Here is a 13899-nt window from a genome sequence, read left to right as displayed (position 1 = left end):
GGGTCTGTTCCGTCACTCGCCCTCGATCGGCAGTTCTTCCTTGTCCGGCAGCAGATCCGTGATCTTCTCCCAGACCTCCGCGGAGTGGGACTTCACCAGAACGAGTGGACTGTCCGGGCCGACCTGGCCCGGCATGATGGGCTCTTCGGGCTGTTCGCGGATCCAGTAGCCTGCAGGCCCGCAGTCCCAGACGGCGAGGGCGCGGATCATGGTGGACGTCTCGCCGTCGTGCTTTCCGTCCCAGGCGGTGGTGATGCGCCAGGTGGCGTTGAGGGAGACGACCAGCTCCAGGAACCGGTCGAGAACCGGCTCCCTGAGATCGGCGTCCGCCTCGACGAGGGCCTTGCGTACGAGCTCGCGCGTGGCGTCATCGTCCGCCCCCGGCTCCTCCAGCGCGACGAACGCGGCGTCCAGCGCGGCCATCTTCGTCTCGACACGCAGCTCAGGGTCACCCTCCTCGGGCCTCTCCCCGCGATGCAGGTTGACCTTGCGCGCCAGCTCCCACACGAGTGTGGTGGGCTCGATGGAGACGTACTCCGACTCCACCTCGCCCGGCCAGCCGTCGTGCGAGATGACGGCTTCCTGGCCCACGACCACGCCATGGTTGACCGGGCCGTGTTCGCCGGTCACCTCCACCTGGAGCAGCACCATGGGCTCTGCCAGCGCGCCGAGCAGATCCCGGAGGATCGGTGCCAGTTCCCCCTCTTCACCGACCAGCCCGATGCGCTGGAGTTCGACCAGCGACTCCCAGAGCTCCTCGGGCGGTGTCTCGCCGTCCAGGAGATGGGCGAATACCGCGATGTGGCGGTCGGCCAGGCGGAATCGGGCTCGGGAGCTGTCGTACGAAGGCACTGGTGTGGGTTCCTCCTGCGAGGCGGCGCCGGCGCCGGCTCACTTCGTCTGGCTCTGCAGGTCCTTGGCTTCCTTGGTGCACTGGTGCGCCTCGTCACGCAGCGCCTGGGCAACCGTGCCGCACGTCGTGTGCCAGCTCTTCAGTTTGCCGCGCACGTGGTCCGCGTTCGGGCCGGACCAGGACTTCATCGAGACCGTGCTGTGCTTCTTGGCAGCGTCGACGAGCCCGTCGATGTGGTCGGCCAGCGACCTCAACTGGCCGGCACGGTGGTTGAGTTCCTGAATGTCAGGATTTGCCATGGCAGCCTCCCCCGCTGTCTCAAGAGCCCCAGCATACCGACGCGTGGTTCGCCGTTTACCTGCCCCCTGACCCGGATGACCACAGTTTGTTCACCGGACGATCAGATCTTCGGCGGCACTGGACGACGGCTACGTATGGTGCTGTAGCGTCCACTGTTGCAAACGGGTAGTCCGCTTGCCTTCGATCACTACGGGGAGGATCGCCATGGATCGCGGTGCAGATCTCCAGCAACTCCGGGAGCTGTCCAAGCTCTTCGCTCACAAGGCTCACGACCTCCAGGTCCTGATCAAGGACCTGGACGGCAGGACGAGCCACAGCGAGGGCTTCTGGAAGGGGCCGAAGGCCGACCGCTTCCGCCACGACTGGCACGACGTGAAGCCGACGTTCTCGAAGTGGGTCGACACCCTGAACGAGGCCAGCAAGTCGGCGAGCACGAGCGCCGACAACATCGAGCGCGCCACCTGATCCCAGGCGATCCGCGCGGATGGCGCTGCCCACCGGGGCGCACCGACGGGACCTGCGGGTCCGCGTCCGTGCGCCCCGGTGGCGTTCCCGGGGTCCCGGAGCCCGGCGTCCGGCGTCCCGGGGCCCGGCGTCCCGGGGCCCGGCGTCCGGCGTCCGGCGTCCCGGGTGACACTCCTTCCGGGCTTCCGGGCTTCCGGGCAACGCGAACCGCGGCCCCGCTCATCGGAGCGGGGCCGCGGTTCGTTCCTCCCGGTGACGGTCGCCGGGAGCTCAGCCGTTCGTCGCCGGAGGCCCAGCAGTCCGTCGCCGGGGACTCAGCCGTTCATGACCGCCTGGACCGGCATGAAGGAGCCGCCCGACACGAACAGGCCGCTGCCGACCGGGCCGCCACCGCTGTTCGCGGGCAGGCGGACTCCGAAGAGTTCCCCGTCCGACGGGCTCTGCGGCGTCAGCAGCAGGCCGTTGCGTGACTTACGGGCCTCCACGGCGAAGCCCCGGTACTGCCCCGACAGGCTGTCCGTCGTGCCGGCCGCGATGAGGCCGATGCCGCCGTCGGCGCCCTTGCGGACGACCGACTCCAGAGCCTCGTCGAGGCCGGTGTCGTAGAGGAGTTCGGCATCGTCGGCGATGACGACGTAGGAGCCGTTCGGCGCCTTGCCGGTCAGCTCCTCCAGATCGTCCTCGCGGCTGTCGGCGTTCAGCACGCCGAGGATTCCGTCCCTGCCCTCCAGGTCGCGCAGCGGCGAGCGCCTCGGGGTGACCAGCACCACCGGCGTCCCGGAGCGCAGCAGGGACTCCGTCGCGGCCAGCAGCAGCGTGGAGCGACCGGACTTCGGCGGGCCCGCGATGACGAATCCGGGGCCGCTCTCCTCCAAGTCGACCCCGATGGGGTGAAGTTCGTCACCGCCGACGCCGATCAGCGCCCACAGAGCGGACGGCGGAGCGAAGTCCGGGTCCAGGGCCAGTGCCTCCGACGCCGTGACGCGGGCGGGCAGCGCGTCCACGCGCAGGGGACGCCGGCCTGCCGGGATCCTGGCGTGGCGGGCCCGCGCCTCTTCCGCGATCTCGCGCAGCGCGCGCACCTGCGCCTGCCCTGCCGGGTCCTCGGCCAGCAGACCGATCTGGGTTTCGTTCACGCCCGTGTCGGTGATCCGCAGGGCGCGGCCCGGAGGCATGTTCTTCGGGACCTCGCGGGGCTGCAGTCCGGCCGTGGCGTAATCGCTCGGGTCGGCGAAGCGCATGACGAGCCGGTCCGCGAACGCGGAGGAGACGTGACCGCTCAGTCCGCTGCGGTCGGCCGTCATGACCACCTTCAGCCCCACCGCGGAACCTTCACGGAACATTCGCTGGGCCGCTTCGAGCAACTGGCCGTAGTTGTAGTTCTCGAAGGTGGAGGCGAAGCCCTCCCAGCTGTCCAGGAGGAGCACCATCCACGGCAGCCGGTCCTCCGGCGCGGCCGACGCGCGCTGCTCGGCCGCGCTGGACGCGCCCTCCATGGCCAGCAGCCGCTGACGCCGGGCGATCTCCGCGAGCAGGCGGTCGATCAGCCGCCGTACGCGGTCGGGTTCGTCGCGGGTGACCACGGCGCCCACGTGCGGCAACCGCATCAGCGGAAGGAGGGCGTTGGAGCCGCAGTCGATGGCGTAGAGGTGCACGTCGTGCGGGGCGGTGGCGCGGGCCAGCGAGCCGGCCAGCGTGCGCAGGGCCGTCGAGCGGCCGGAGCGGGCCCCGCCGAGCAGCAGGGTGTGCTCGCCGTGGACGACGTCGAGAGCGAGCGGTCTGCGGCTCTGCTCTGCCGGCAGGTCGATGAGGCCGTACGGGACCGGCGCCACGTCGGCACCGGGACGCGCCGCCTGCGGGGCAGCCCCGCAGGCCTCCACCTCTTGCAGCGTCACCGTCTCCGCCAGCGGCGGCAGCCACGGGCTGCGCTGCTCACCGAAGCCCATGCGCGTCGCGCCGTCGCGGACGGCGTCGACCAGGACCGCCAGATCGGTGACCATGGTGCCGTCGTCGTCGGCCTGGTCCTGCTTGGGGAGCGGGCGGCTGTAGGCGTGCCAGGCCAGCGGCAGGAGTGTCGCCTTCGGGCCCGTCTGACCCGTGGCCGGGCGGCGGCCACCGATGCGTGCCGACTGCACGCCGACGAGGGACTGGGCGCCGGAGCGGACGTACATGCGGCCGGGCGTCGACTTGGCGATCGCGCCCGAGTCGGGCGCGTCGATGACGTCCTGCGACTCCGAGGCGTCCGTCACGCGCAGCGCGATCCTGAGGTTCGTGTTCGCTCTGATGTCCGCGCTCACCACACCGGCCGGCCGCTGCGTCGCCAGCACCAGGTGCACGCCCAGGGAGCGGCCCCGGCGGGCGATGTCGACCAGGCCGGCGATGAAGTCCGGGAGTTCGGCGACCAGGGACGCGAACTCGTCGATCACCAGCACCAGCCGGGGCATGGGCTCCAGCTCGGGGCGGAGCTTGCGGGTGTCGTTGTAGTCCTCGATGTCCTTGGCCGCGGCGTCGAGCAGGATCCGTTCGCGCCGGTGCAGCTCGGCCGCGAGCGAGGCCAGGGCCCGCTCGGTCAGATGGGCGTCGAGGTCACTGACCATGCCGACCGTGTGCGGCAGCCGGGCGCAGTCCATGAAGGCGCTGCCGCCCTTGTAGTCGATGAGGACGTAGTTCAGGGCGTCCGGGCGGTTCGCCACCGCGAGCGAGGCGATGACCGTCTGCAGCAGCTCCGACTTACCGGCGCCCGTCGTGCCCGCCACCAGCGCGTGCGGGCCGTCCCTGCGGATGTCCAGGACGAACGGGCCGTCGGCCGCGACACCGATCGGGGCCGCGGTCGTGGAGCCGCCCGCCTGCCAGACGCGCACCACGTCCTGGCCGGCCGGGTTCGGCATGTTCAGCAGGTTCAGCAGCCGGGCGGAGGTCGGCAGCGCGGCGTCGGCGTCGTCGCGGCTGACGTCCCGCACCGGCGCCAGGGACCGGGCGAGCAGCTCGCACCACTCCGGGGTGACCTGGTCGGCCAGGATGTCGCCGACGCCCTCCATGCCGTAGCCGCGGACGCGGACGTGGTGGGCGGCGTCCGGGGACCAGGCGACGACGGCCTTGCACTCCTCGGGGAGCAGGCGTTCGTCCTCGTCGATGCAGAGGGCGATGATGCCGTACTGCGGTCCCTCGGTGAGGAGTTGGGGCACGCCGGGCACCCGGCGCAGCAGGCGCGCGCCGTCGAGGACGAGCAGGACGGTGGGGTCCGGGTAGAGCTGGCCCGTCGCGTTCTGCTGCTCGCGGGCGGCCTTGCGGCGGGCGAGCTCGTTCAGCAACTCGTTGACCCGGCGCGTGATGCTCTCGGAGTCGAAGCCCATCAGCGCCACACAGTCCTGCCCCTGGTCGGGGTCGGTGTGCGGCAGCCAGTGCACCCAGTTCCACTCGGCGCCGGCCGCCCGGGTGGCGGACAGGGACACGAGCGAGAGGTCGCGGGGGCTGTGCAGCACGGCGGCCTGGACGCTGATCCAGCGGGCGGTGGCCATCGCGCGGGTGCGGTCACCGGCGACACCCACGACGCCGAGTCGCGCGAAGGGCAGGGTGACCGGGACGTCCGGCAGGATCGGAGGGGCCGGGAGGTCCTCGCTCCCCGTGCCACCGCGGGCCAGGGCCAGTTCGACATCGGACTCCAGCCCGCCGACGCCGATCCGGAGCACCATCGCGTCCGGGTCGGTGAGGCGGCGCTCCCACAGGCGGCGGCGCGGGCCGGTGGCGAAGAGCAGGATCTCGGCCGGATCGGGGGCGTCCTGGCGGCGGCCGCGCTGCTCCTCCTTGCTGAGGACCGCGAGCTCGGCCCGGTGCTCCGCGAGGTCCTTCTTGTACTGCTTCAGAGAGGTCTTGTCCTTCTTCTTGCCCTCGCGGTTCTCGCTGAGCCACTGACCCACCATCATCAGCGGGCTCATCAGGCAGAACGCCAGCATGTAGATCTGCTTGGTGACGAAGTACATGCCCACGCCGAAGAACAGCGGCATGATCGCCATCAGGACCTGGAACCTGGCCCTCTCGCCCTTGCTGGGCGGCACCGGCACCACGAGCCGCCGCCGTGGCCTGAGGGGGGACAGGCGGGGAGGACGGTTGTAGGCGAGGCCGCCCTCGCTCATCAGGGAGAGGTGTGCGTCCGGCTCGGCGACCCGGTCGAGGACGAGGAGGGAGTCACCGACCCGTACGACGTCGCCGAGCGGCCAGGCCGTCCCCGCCTCCACGGCTTCGTCGTCGAGCAGCGCCTCGGCGCCGCCCTCCGGGCTGAGCCGGGTGTTTCCCTGCATGTCGATCGTCACCCGGAGCCCGACCTGGGGCAGCGACGGGTCGGACACGGGCAGCGTGCAGGTCGGCGCCGATCCCACGGTCGCCACACCGACGCCCAGCCGGACCACGCGGCCGGCCGCGGGCCCTCCGGCCACCCTCAGCTCGTACTGCCCCACCGGCTCGCCCTTGCGCAGCAGCGGGCCTATGGAGTCGTCCACGGAGACCCGCATCCCGTCACGCAGCACCGTGGCGGCCGGTGCCTCGGGGTCGCAGTACTGACCGTCGGCCCACAGCGACGGCGCCCGGGTCGCCGTCCCTCCGTAGCCGGGTACGACGGCGGTGCCCGGCAGCTGCACCACGTTCCCCGCGTTCCCCGCGTTCCCCGCGTTCCCCGCGTGCTGCGCGTTCCCCGCGCCGGGGCCGGATGGTCGTCCGGGGGGCCCGAGAGCCGCCCCGAGCGCTTCCGCGACATCACCGGCGGTGGCCGTTTCGTCCGTTGCGATCACAACGTCGTGCGGCTCACCGCCTTCCTGCACGACCGTGACCAGCATGCGCATGGTGGTCATCCTCCCGTCGGCCTCAGTGGCCCCGTGCGTTACATCAGCCAACGGAGACTAATGGCAGTGGCCGCCGTCGTGCTCGGTCGCCCGGACATCGGACCCGGGGAGGCCGGGGCATGCCGGACGCGGCGTGCACGGTGGGGGGAGCCGCCGGGCGGGAGCACGCCGTCGAGGGCGGGGGCCAGGGCCTGCCGCTCGCAGGTGGCGGGGCAGCAGGTGGGGGACCTACGGCTGCAGCAGTTCCACCTTCACGTCCGCCGGGAAGCCGGTCGTCGGCCCGACCCGCCGGGCGAACTCCGCGACCGCGGCCAGCTGCGGGCCGCCGAAACGGAAGTCCAGGGTGGTGAAGTACTGCTCCAGGACCTTCTCGTCGAAGGCCTCCCAGCGGGCCGCCTGCTCGGCGACCTTGCCGACCTCCTCCAGGGAGAGGTTGCGGGAGGCGAGGAAGGCCTCGTGGACCTTGCGGGTGATCTCCGGCTCACGCTCGAGGTAGTCACGGCGCGCGGCCCAGACGGCGAAGACGAACGGCAGTCCCGTCCACTCCTTCCACATCGCGCCGAGGTCGTGCACCTCGAGGCCGTAGCGGGGCCCGTCCAGCAGGTTCGCCCGCAGCGCCGCGTCGCCGATGAGGACGCCCGCCTCGGCCTCCTGCATCATCAGGCTCAGGTCGGGCGGGCAGGTGTAGTAGTCGGGCTGGACGCCGTAGCGCTCGGCCAGCAGCAGCTGGGCGAGGCGGACGGACGTGCGCGAGGTCGAGCCGAGGGCGACACGGGCGCCGTCCAGCTGCGCCAGGGGAACCTGCGAGACGATCACGCAGGACATCACCGGGCCGTCGCATCCCACCGCGATGTCCGGGAAGGCGACCAGTTCGTCCGCGTGCTTGAGGAACTCGACCAGGGTGATGGGCCCGATGTCGAGGTCGCCCTGCACCAGCTTCTCGTTGAGCTTGTCGGGGGTGTCCTTGGTGAGCTCGAAGTCGAGAAGCGTGCCCGTTCTCGCGAGCCCCCAGTACAGGGGCAGGCAGTTCAGGAACTGGATGTGGCCGACGCGCGGCCGGGTGCGAGAAATGTCCACATCGCGAGACTAGCCCCCGTGGGGTACGGTGCTGCGTCCAGGGTGGCGCGGTGCTGTCGCCGCCGTCCCGTCAAACGGACCCGGTTCTTTCAAACGTTCGGGTGACGTGATCTTGAACTCTATTGCTTTCGGCTGCCCCCGTGCTAGGCTCGCCGCAAGTTGCAGTTTGGTTTCCCTTGCAGTACAGAGCCTGCGGAGCATGTAACCGCGGGCTCTCGTCGTTTTCAGAAGTATGCAGTTGTGCGGCACCGTTTCACACTTGCAGGTTCTGGAGCAGGGCGACCCTTTGGGCCCAAGGAGGGCTTATGGCTACCGGAACCGTGAAGTGGTTCAACGCCGAAAAGGGCTTTGGTTTCATCGCCCAGGAAGGCGGCGGCCCCGACGTCTTCGTTCACTACTCCGCGATCAACGCGAGCGGCTTCCGCTCGCTGGAGGAGAACCAGCAGGTCTCCTTCGACGTGACCCAGGGCCCCAAGGGCCCGCAGGCGGAGAACGTCACCCCCGTCTGATCATTCGGTCTCGGAGCCTGGTGCTTTGATCCGGAACTGACAGCAGTACCCAAGGAGCCCCGCGCCGCAAGGCGGCGGGGCTCCTGCCTTTTCCCGTACGGCACGGCACCGGGACAGGGCGCTGAGCCTGAGCGCCGGCATCGATGTCAGTGCTCCCCGGTACGGTCCCCGTCCATGACCGACGCCGACTTCCTCACCGCCACCCGCACCTTCTACGACGCCGTCGCCGAGGACTACGCCGACCACTTCCCCGGGGACGGGCTCGCCGGCCGGCCGCTGGACCGGGCCCTGATCGGCGTGTACGCCGAGCTCGTGGGGCGGGAGGGGGCCGTGGCCGACCTGGGGTGCGGGCCGGGCCGGCTCACCGGGTACCTGGCCTCCCTCGGGCTGCGGGTGTTCGGGCTCGACCTGTCGGAGGGAATGCTCGCGATCGCGCGCCGTGAGAATCCGGGGCTGCGCTTCGAGCAGGGCTCGATGCTGGAGCTCGGCCTGGCGGACGGCAGCCTCGCCGGGGTCGTGTCCTGGTACTCCTCCATCCACACCCCTGTGGACCGGCTCCCGTCCCTCTTCGCCGGGTTCCACCGCGTCCTGGCCCCCGGCGGCCACCTGCTGCTCGCCTTCCAGGCCGGGGACGCCCCGCGCCGGCACGACCGCCCGTGGGGCCACCCGGTCTCGCTCGACTTCCAGCGCCGCCGTCCCGAGCACATGGCGGACCTGCTCACGGAAGCGGGCTTCGCGGTCGTCTCCCGGACCGTCCGCGAGGCGGACGAGGCCCTGGCGGAGCCCGTACCGCAGGCCGTCCTGATCGCCCGCAGGCCCCGGAAGGCGACACCGTGACCGCCGGCCGCCTCCGGCCGGAGGCGGCCGGGAGACGGGGCCCGAAGACGGCCGGAAAGACGGCTCGAAGATGGCTGGGGGACCTTCGGACGCCGACCAAAAGACGACGACTCGAAGCCGGCTCGAAGACGGCTGGGACACCGCCGGAGACCGGCCGGAAGACCACTCGAAGCCGGCTCGAAGACGGCTGGGACACCGCCGGACGCCGGACGGAAGACCACTCGAAGCCGGCTCGAAGACGGCTGGGACACCGCCGGACGCCGACCGGAAGACCACTCGAAGCCGCCTCAGTAACCGCTCGAGGACGGCTGGGAGACGGCCGGCCGGCGGGCGACCCGCCGCGCGCTCCGTCCCTCAGCGCTCGTACAGGCTCTCCACCTCCGCCGCGAAGTCCCGCAGGACCGCCTCGCGTCGCAGCTTCATCGACGGGGTGAGGTGGCCCGCCTCCTCCGTGAAGTCCTGGGGGACGACGGCGAAGCGGCGGATCGACTCCGGGCGGGAGACCAGTTTGTTCGCCTCGTCCACGGCGCGCTGCAGGACCTGCCGCAGCTCCTCGTCGTCGATCAGGAGTTCCGCGGGGACGGGATGCTTGCCGCGCATGCGGCGCCAGTGGCCGACGCCCTCCATGTCGAGGGTGATGAGGGCGGCGACATAGGGACGGCGGTCGCCGACGACCATGCACTGGGAGATGAGGGGGTGTGAGCGGAGCCAGTTCTCCAGGGGGGCCGGGGCCGTGTTCTTGCCGCCCGCGGTGATGATGATCTCCTTCTTGCGGCCGGTGATCGTGAGGTAGCCCTCGTCGTCGAGGTGGCCGAGGTCGCCGGTCGGGAACCAGCCGTCCGCCGACGCGGGGACCACCCCGCCGCCCTGCGGGTCCCAGTAGCCGCGGAAGACCTGACCACCGCTGAGCAGGATCTCGCCGTCGGCCGCGATGCGGACCTTCGTGCCGGGCAGGGGCCAGCCCACCGTGCCCAGGCGGGGTTTCAACGGGGGCGTCACCGTGGCCGCGCCGGTCGTCTCCGTCAAGCCGTAGCCCTCGTAGATCTCCATGCCCGCACCGGCGTAGAACGCGGCCAGCCGCCGTCCCAGCGGTGAGCCGCCGCAGATGATGTGGCGGATCCTGCCGCCCATGGCGTTGCGGATGCGGCGGTAGACGAGGGGGTCGTAGAGGGCGCGGGCCGCCTTCAGGGCGGCGCCCGGGCCCGGGCCGGTGCCCGCGTGCCGGGCCTCCATCGCCTCGCCGTAGCGGACGGCGGTGTTCGCCGCGCGGTCGAAGGTGCCGGCCCGGCCGCCGCTCTCCGCCTTGGCCCGGGCGTTGTTGTAGACCTTCTCCAGCATGTACGGGATGCAGAGCAGGAAGGTCGGGCGGAAGGCAGCCAGGTCGGCCAGGAGGCTGCCGGCGTCCAGGCTCGCGGCGTGGCCGAGGCGCACCCGGGCGCGGACGCAGGCGATCGCCACCATGCGCCCGAAGACGTGCGACATGGGCAGGAACAGGAGCGTGGAGGGGTCGTCCGCCTTGGACCTGAAGATCGGGTTGAGGAGTTCGATCGCGTTGTCGACCTCGGAGAGGAAGTTGCCGTGCGTGAGCACGCAGCCCTTGGGGCGGCCGGTCGTGCCCGAGGTGTAGATGACCGTGGCGAGCGTGTCGGGGACCAGCATGCCGCGCCGTACGGCGACTTCCTGGTCGGCGACCGGCTGCCCGAGTTCGGCGAGGCGGTCGAGGTGGTCCTTCTCGACGATCCACAGGTGCCGCAGGTCGGGCAGGCGGCTGAGTTCGGGGCCGAGGGCCGAGGCCTGGGCGGCGGTCTCCGTCACCAGGGCCACCGCGCCGGAGTCCTGCAGGATCCAGCGGGTCTGGAAGAGGGAGGAGGTGGGGTAGATCGGGACGGTGACCAGGCCGGCGGCCCAGGCGGCGAAGTCGAGCAGCGTCCACTCGTAGATCGTCCGCGCCATGACGGCGATACGGTCGCCGGGCACCAGGCCCTCCGAGACCAGTCCCTTCGCCAGTGCCCGGACCTGCTGTGCGAACTCCGCCGCGGTGACGTCCACCCAGTCCCCGTCGGCCGTACGGCGGCTGAGGACGCGGGCCCCGGGCTCCGCGTCCGCGTTGTCGAACGGCAGGTCGGCGAGCGAGCCGTGGGTGCGCGGCGGGACGAGCGGCGGCACCGACGTCTCCCGCACTTCCCCGCCCAGCCGCCGGATCTCGGGCTCCACCAGCTGGGGGGTGCCGTCGTAGTCGGACGCGGAAGGGTAGGGCACGGACTCGGGGACGGACATGGCAGCTCTCCTGGGACGTGCAGCTCGGTTCCGCTCTGCTGTTGAGGTACGTGCAGGGCGCGCCGAGTGGTTCACCGGCAGTGCGCGACGGAGGGGTTACCGGCGGTCGGAACGGCGATCGTACGGTGCCGGAGTGAGGGGTTCGTGCGGGTTCGGGGTCGGAACGGGGCCGGGCCTGTGCAACCTGTACGGCAACGTGGGCGTACGCCCACGGCACCGGTCGTCATGTTGAACATTTCTCACGTCCTGAGCTGCCATTACCTCGGGTAACCTGACTCCAGAGTAAGCACAAGTCCGCCTGGGGAGAATGGACATGGCCGACCGCTATCTGCGTTTCGCCGGCACCGCGCCCGGCCGCTTCCTGACCCGCCGTCTGGGACTGCCGCGGCCCGCGCCGCTGCACCGCTTCTCGCCCGAGCGCCCCTCGCTCGGCGGCGGCCTGCTCCACCTCACCGCCGGCGAACCCGGCCTCGATCTCGCGCCGGTCCTCACCCGCGCGGGGCTGCCCGACGCTACCAGCGACCCCGCCGCCGTCGTCCTCGACGCCACCGGGGTACGGGACGTCGACGGGCTCGCCGGGGTGCACGCCGCCCTGCACCCCGTGGTGCGGTCCGTCGCGAGCGGCGGACGGATCGTCGTGCTGGGCTCGCCGCCCGACCCGGCCGACCACCACCAGGCCGCCGCGCAGCAGGCACTGGAGGGGTTCGTGCGCTCGCTCGGCAAGGAGATCGGGGGCGGGCGGACCGTGAACCTGCTGCGCCTGACGGACCCCGGCGCCGCCGAGTCGACCCTGCGCTTCCTGCTCTCCCCCAAGTCCGCCTACGTCAGCGGGCAACTGATCGAGACCGGGGCCGCCCAGGAGGCCGACGTCGACTGGGACCGCCCGCTCGCCGGGCGCACCGCCCTGGTCACCGGGGGCGCCCGCGGCATCGGTGCGGCGGTCGCCGGAACGCTGGCGCGGGACGGGGCCCTGGTCGTCGTACTCGACGTGCCGCAGGCCGAACCGGACGCGCGGCGGGTGGCCGAACGGCTCGGCGGCGCGGCCCTCGCGCTCGACATCACCGCCGCGGACGCGGGGGAGCGGATCGCCGCCGCGCTCCCGGACGGACTGGACGTGCTGGTCCACAACGCGGGCATCACCCGTGACCGCAGGCTGGTCAACATGCCCGCCGAGCGCTGGGGCGAGGTCCTGGAGGTCAACCTGGCGAGCGTGCTGCGGACGACGGACGCGCTGCTCGGGGCCGGGGCGGTCAGGCGGGGCGGGCGGATCGTCGCGACCGCCTCGATCGCGGGGCTCGCCGGGAACGCCGGGCAGACGAACTACGGCGCGAGCAAGGCCGGCGTCGTCGGCCTGGTCCGCTCCCTCGCGCCGCGCGCGCTCGCCGAGCACGGGGTGACCGTGAACGCGGTCGCGCCGGGGTTCATCGAGACGAAGATGACGGCGGCTGTCCCGCTGCTCGTCCGGGAGGCGGGGCGCCGGCTGAACTCCCTCGCACAGGGCGGACTTCCGGCCGACGTCGCCGAGACCACGGCCTGGCTCGCGCACCCGGCGTCGGGCGCGGTCAACGGCCAGGTCGTCCGGGTCTGCGGCCAGAGCCTGCTGGGAGCGTGAGGAGCGGTGTCCGTCGTCCTGTCCGGCTCCCCCGCGCTCGCGCCGCTGCTCGCCCGCGGCGCCCTGCTGTCCCCGTTCAAGCGCCCGCGCCCGGACGCCGGCTTCCCCCGCGACCGGCTCGTCCTGCCCGGCCTGCGCATCGACCTCGCGCGGCTCGCGGCGTACGAGCGGGTGTGCGGCTTCGCGACCGGCGACGACGCGCTGCCGCTGACCTATCCCCATGTGCTGGGCTTCCCGCTGGCCATGCGGCTGATGAGCGGGCGGGGCTTCCCGCTGCCGCTGCTCGGTCTCGTCCACACGTCCGTCGAGATCACCCGGCGGCGGGCGCTCGCCGCCACCGGGGAGTACGAACTCGCCGTCCACGTCGGCGGTCTGGCACCGCACCGGCGGGGCACCGAGGCGTCCGTGATCACCGAGGTGCGGACCGGCGGCGAGGTGGTGTGGGAGTCCCGCAGCGCGTACCTCGCACGGCACCGGACGGCACGGACGGCCGAGCCGCCCGGGACCGATCGGCGCGGGACTGATCTGCGCGGATCCGATCCGCGCGAGACCGAACCACGCGGGACTGATTCGCGCGGGACTGATCCACACGGGACTGATCCACACGGGACTGATCTACGCGGAACCGATCCGCGCGAGACCGATCCGCCCGGGACCGAACCGCGCGAGACCGAACCGCCCGTGGCCGTACCCGGGCCCCTGCCCGCCGTGGCCGAGTGGCACCTGGGCGGGGACGTCGGACGTCGCTACGGCGCCGCGTCCGGCGACCGCAACCCCATCCACCTGTACCCGCTCACCGCTCGGCTGTTCGGCTTCCCGCGCGCCGTCGCGCACGGCATGTGGACGGCGGCCCGCTGCCTCGCCGCGCACGGGGCGCCCGAACGCGTCCGCGTGCGGGCGGAGTTCAGGGCGCCGGTGCTGCTGCCGGGCACGGTGACGTACGCGGCGGACGGGGGGCGGTTCGAGCTGCGCGGTGGGGAGCGGGTGCATGTGAGCGGGGTCGTCGAGGACCTCGGTCCCGGCGGACGCTGACGCCGCCGAGCAGGCCCCAGGCGTCGAGGCGGACCGCCGGACCGCCGGACGCGTCCGGGCCGCCGTCCTTCACACCGCCCAGCCGGAGGCCGCGCACCTCGA

The 13899-nt window shown here is 72.2% G+C and carries 10 protein-coding genes; 5 read left to right on the top strand and 5 right to left on the bottom strand.

Annotation, left to right across the window (positions count from 1 at the left end; translation table 11 throughout):
• Nucleotides 1–12: 12 nt before the first annotated feature.
• Together ACJ9NR_RS22880 and ACJ9NR_RS22875 are read right to left on the bottom strand one after the other, a co-directional pair.
• The gene (locus ACJ9NR_RS22880) at nt 13–852 is read right to left on the bottom strand and encodes a hypothetical protein (protein WP_412494203.1); all 840 of its coding nucleotides are present in this window, start codon (nt 850–852) and stop codon (nt 13–15) included.
• Between the two features lie 39 nt (nt 853–891).
• On the bottom strand, nt 892–1152 hold the full coding sequence (locus ACJ9NR_RS22875; protein WP_412494202.1) for a hypothetical protein: 261 nt from the start codon (nt 1150–1152) through the stop codon (nt 892–894).
• A 205-nt stretch (nt 1153–1357) separates the two neighbouring features.
• Between ACJ9NR_RS22875 and ACJ9NR_RS22870 the strand changes: the two genes are divergently transcribed.
• A complete protein-coding gene (locus ACJ9NR_RS22870) occupies nt 1358–1618 on the top strand; it encodes a WXG100 family type VII secretion target (RefSeq protein ID WP_412494201.1) in 261 nt (86 codons plus the stop codon).
• 314 nt (nt 1619–1932) lie between these two features.
• Here the strand turns inward: ACJ9NR_RS22870 and ACJ9NR_RS22865 are convergent, their stop codons facing one another.
• Both ACJ9NR_RS22865 and ACJ9NR_RS22860 read right to left on the bottom strand, forming a co-directional pair.
• Nucleotides 1933–6453, bottom strand: a complete 4521-nt coding sequence (locus ACJ9NR_RS22865; RefSeq protein WP_412494200.1) for an FtsK/SpoIIIE domain-containing protein — start codon at nt 6451–6453, stop codon at nt 1933–1935.
• A gap of 228 nt (nt 6454–6681) precedes the next feature.
• Nucleotides 6682–7530 carry a menaquinone biosynthetic enzyme MqnA/MqnD family protein gene (locus ACJ9NR_RS22860; RefSeq protein ID WP_412494199.1) on the bottom strand — a complete coding sequence of 283 codons (849 nt, stop codon included), beginning with the start codon at nt 7528–7530 and terminating at the stop codon, nt 6682–6684.
• Nucleotides 7531–7835: 305 nt separating this feature from the next.
• Between ACJ9NR_RS22860 and ACJ9NR_RS22855 the strand changes: the two genes are divergently transcribed.
• Nucleotides 7836–8039: a cold-shock protein gene (locus tag ACJ9NR_RS22855; RefSeq protein WP_003992177.1), complete on the top strand. Its 204-nt coding sequence runs from the start codon at nt 7836–7838 to the stop codon at nt 8037–8039.
• A 174-nt stretch (nt 8040–8213) separates the two neighbouring features.
• Nucleotides 8214–8876, top strand: coding sequence for a class I SAM-dependent DNA methyltransferase (locus ACJ9NR_RS22850; RefSeq protein ID WP_412494198.1), 663 nt, complete (start codon nt 8214–8216; stop codon nt 8874–8876).
• A gap of 354 nt (nt 8877–9230) precedes the next feature.
• Here the strand turns inward: ACJ9NR_RS22850 and ACJ9NR_RS22845 are convergent, their stop codons facing one another.
• Nucleotides 9231–11153, bottom strand: coding sequence for an AMP-dependent synthetase/ligase (locus tag ACJ9NR_RS22845; protein WP_412494197.1), 1923 nt, complete (start codon nt 11151–11153; stop codon nt 9231–9233).
• A 313-nt stretch (nt 11154–11466) separates the two neighbouring features.
• On the opposite strand from ACJ9NR_RS22845, the gene ACJ9NR_RS22840 reads away from it, so the two are divergent.
• Both ACJ9NR_RS22840 and ACJ9NR_RS22835 read left to right on the top strand, forming a co-directional pair.
• On the top strand, nt 11467–12765 hold the full coding sequence (locus tag ACJ9NR_RS22840; RefSeq protein WP_412494196.1) for a 3-oxoacyl-ACP reductase: 1299 nt from the start codon (nt 11467–11469) through the stop codon (nt 12763–12765).
• Nucleotides 12766–12771: 6 nt separating this feature from the next.
• Nucleotides 12772–13797, top strand: coding sequence for a MaoC/PaaZ C-terminal domain-containing protein (locus ACJ9NR_RS22835; RefSeq protein WP_412494195.1), 1026 nt, complete (start codon nt 12772–12774; stop codon nt 13795–13797).
• The last annotated feature ends 102 nt before the right edge of the window (nt 13798–13899 follow it).

The sequence above is a fragment of the Streptomyces sediminimaris genome, from assembly GCF_047049295.1.
GTDB lineage: Bacteria > Actinomycetota > Actinomycetes > Streptomycetales > Streptomycetaceae > Streptomyces > Streptomyces sediminimaris.
The sequence above is the reverse complement of the archived record's forward strand: the minus strand, read 5'-3'. Positions and strand labels throughout refer to the sequence as shown.

Bases quoted from the DNA above. Each gene is read 5' to 3' on its own strand.
- ACJ9NR_RS22875 (WP_412494202.1), bottom strand. From the start codon at position 1,152: ATGGCAAATCCTGACATTCAGGAACTCAACCACCGTGCCGGCCAGTTG.
- ACJ9NR_RS22870 (WP_412494201.1), top strand. From the start codon at position 1,358: ATGGATCGCGGTGCAGATCTCCAGCAACTCCGGGAGCTGTCCAAGCTC.
- ACJ9NR_RS22865 (WP_412494200.1), bottom strand. From the start codon at position 6,453: ATGCGCATGCTGGTCACGGTCGTGCAGGAAGGCGGTGAGCCGCACGAC.
- ACJ9NR_RS22855 (WP_003992177.1), top strand. From the start codon at position 7,836: ATGGCTACCGGAACCGTGAAGTGGTTCAACGCCGAAAAGGGCTTTGGT.
- ACJ9NR_RS22850 (WP_412494198.1), top strand. From the start codon at position 8,214: ATGACCGACGCCGACTTCCTCACCGCCACCCGCACCTTCTACGACGCC.
- ACJ9NR_RS22845 (WP_412494197.1), bottom strand. From the start codon at position 11,153: ATGTCCGTCCCCGAGTCCGTGCCCTACCCTTCCGCGTCCGACTACGAC.
- ACJ9NR_RS22840 (WP_412494196.1), top strand. From the start codon at position 11,467: ATGGCCGACCGCTATCTGCGTTTCGCCGGCACCGCGCCCGGCCGCTTC.